The 1,227-nt window shown below is 69.5% G+C and carries 1 protein-coding gene; it reads right to left on the reverse strand.

All coding sequences use genetic code 11. The features are described 5' to 3' along the window. The coding region (locus AB0M87_RS33360; protein WP_365859652.1) for an aminotransferase class III-fold pyridoxal phosphate-dependent enzyme at window positions 1-1,227 on the reverse strand (1,227 nt) is incomplete at both ends.

Here is a 1,227-nt window from a genome sequence, read left to right on the forward strand (position 1 = left end):
CTGACGCAGGATCTTGTCGAGGGCGTCGGCGGTGGCGTCGATGTCCGCCTGGCGGTGCGCTGTGCTGAGGAAGATCTTGGCCGAAGGCATGAACATCACGCCGTGGGCGAGCATCCCGCCCAGAATCTGCGGCCAGGGACCGCCGGTACCGTGCAGGCCGGTGGCTTCGTCGTCCGGGACGAACTGAAGCAGAGAACCGACGCGGTTGAGACGGGCGGGTTGGGGCGCGGAGGCCAGCAGGCCCCCGATCACGCGCTCGAACTCGGCGGAGACGCTCTCCAGCGTTTCATAGACGGAAGGGTCCTCGAGTGCTCCCATGGTCGCCTGTACGGCGGCCAGCGCGATGGGGTTTCCGTTGAACGTCCCGGCGTGGACCACGCCGTCGGTCACCTGGTCGATCAGGTCCGCTCGGCCGACGACGGCGCTCTGGGTGAAGCCACCAGCCATGGCCTTGCCGAAGACGGACAGATCAGGGTGCACCCCGAAGAGCTCCGCAGCGCCGCCCCGAGCTATGCGGAATCCGGCGATCACCTCGTCGTAGATGAGCACCACGCCATGCCGGTCGCAACAGGACCGCAAGGTCTGCAGGAACTGCTGCGTGGGTGCTTCAACGCCGGCATTGCTCATGATCGGGTCGATGAGTACGGCGGCGATGTCCCGCTCGACGGCATCCGCGAGAACGCGTTCGATCATCTCCACGTCGTTGAACCGCGCCACCACGAGGTCGTCGAGCACGCTGGGGCTCTGGCCTCTGCTCGCCGCCCTGGCGACCTGGCTGCCGTCGGCGTCGGTCAGGCCGGCGTAGACGGTGTCGTGCCAACCGTGGTAGCTCTTGGCGAACTTCACCACCCGCCGACGGCCCGTGGCCGCCCGCGCCAGGCGCAGCCCGACCTGAACCGCCTCGGTCCCGGTGTTGCTCCAGAGCAGGCGCTCGCCGTGCGGGACGGCTCGCAGGACCGCCTCCGCGGCGGCGTACTCGAGGACGTGGCCGGTGCCGACGACCTGCATCCGCGCGACCACGTCGCGTACGGCGTCCACGATGCGGGGGGCGCCGTGTCCGAGGACGAGGGGACCCCACGCCATCACGTAGTCGATGTAGCGGTCGCCGTCCAGGTCCCAGACATGGGCTCCCCGCGCCTCGCTCACGAAGAGCGGATGCGGCTGCATGGCCGCGCGGAGGCCTGAACCCACCCCCGCTCCCACACTGCGCCGGGCTCGCTCGAAGGC

Origin of the sequence: Streptomyces sp. NPDC051320, assembly GCF_040682175.1 — a bacterium.
Classification (GTDB): domain Bacteria; phylum Actinomycetota; class Actinomycetes; order Streptomycetales; family Streptomycetaceae; genus Streptomyces.